The organism is Mesorhizobium sp. M0664 (genome assembly GCF_040320565.1).
GTDB lineage: Bacteria > Pseudomonadota > Alphaproteobacteria > Rhizobiales > Rhizobiaceae > Mesorhizobium.
This window is the reverse complement of the sequence record NZ_JAMYPW010000104.1, coordinates 1-1,437: the sequence shown is the minus strand read 5'-3', so window position 1 is coordinate 1,437 and position 1,437 is coordinate 1. Positions and strand designations below refer to the sequence as shown.

1 protein-coding gene is annotated in these 1,437 nt (G+C 61.4%); it reads left to right on the top strand.

Translation table 11 applies throughout. The features are described from left to right. Positions 1-131 precede the first annotated feature (131 nt). Complete coding sequence (locus NKI39_RS34125) at positions 132-1,172, top strand: IS110 family RNA-guided transposase (RefSeq protein WP_352532656.1); 1,041 nt, start codon at positions 132-134, stop codon at positions 1,170-1,172. Positions 1,173-1,437 lie beyond the last annotated feature (265 nt).

Genomic DNA, 1,437 nt, shown 5'->3' with positions numbered 1-1,437 from the left:
ACAGATGGGGTATTCGGCTTGAGCCTCATCTTTTGGCGGAGATGCCATCAAGGTGCTGCGCTTCGAGCTGATGATAAAACGTGGTCGGTTCCCTGGAACAGCCACAAGCCATCAGGAAGGAGAAGCGCAGCATGAAACATTATGTAGGATTGGACGTCTCGGTGAAAGAGACCGCAATTTGCATCGTCGACGAAACCGGCACGGTGTGCCGCGAGGTGAAGGTGCCGACCCATCCCGAGGATCTTGCGCGGGTGCTCAAGGATCCCGCCTGGCGGTTGGAACGCGTCGGGCTTGAAGCCGGACCTTTGTCGCAATGGCTGTTCGAGGGGCTTGCCAAAGCCGGCTTGCCAGTGGTTTGCATTGAGACGCGTCACGTCAACGCCTTCCTGAAGGCGCAGCCGAACAAGACCGATCGCAATGATGCGCGCGGGATCGCGCAGATGATGCGGGTCAATCTGTTCCGCCCGGTGCATGTCAAGACCCTGACGAGCCAGAAGCGCCGGGCGCTGCTGACGGCGCGCAAGCTCTTAAAGGAAAAGGCGATTGCCATCGAGAACGACATCCGCGGGCTGTTGCGCAACTTCGGGCTCAAGGTTGGCAAGGTCGGTGCGGTCAAGTTTGAGGAGCGGATCCGCGAGCTCACCGAAGGAATGCCCGATCTGGCCGAGATCGTCGAACCGCTGCTCGACGCGCGCCGCAAGCTGCGCCAGAATTTTGCCGCCCTGCACCGCAAGCTTCTGGCGATCGTCCGGGATGATGAGGTTTGCCGCCGGCTGATGTCGATCCCCGGTGTCGGCCCCGTCGCGTCGCTGGCTTACACCGCGACGATCGATATCCCCGCCCGCTTCCGCAACTCCAAGGCGGTCGGTCCGATTTTGGGCCTGACGCCGGCGCTCCATGAATCGGGCGAAAGCCGCCGGGTGGGCGGGATCTCGTTATGCGGCGACGGCATGATGCGAACGTTGCTCTACGAGGCCGCGCAGACCCTACTGACGCGGGTGACGAAATGGTCCTGGCTGAAGGCCTGGGCGATGGACGTCGCCAAGCGGCGCGGCCAGCGGAAAACCATCGTTGCGCTCGCCCGCCGGCTGGCGGTGATCATGCATCGCATCTGGAGCGACGGCACACAGTTCCGTTGGACCAGGACGGAAATCATGCCGGTCGCCGGCTGAAAAATTAATAAACATCGCCCCTCCGATAGACGGGGACGACACCAGTTCCACCTACGGGTGGAAAAGCGTCCTTCGCGGGACGAGGATGAGGTGAGTTCGTCGATTGGCTTGGCTCGATTGCCTATCATCGGCAATCAAGGCGCTCGACAGATTGTTCCACCCCATTCTTCTGAATCCCCATAGAGGGCAGGGCCAGAGCGCCGATCCCGGAGAGAAGCAAGGCCCCGCGAAAGACGTCCAATGCCGGCGAAGCGGAAAAGAGCTA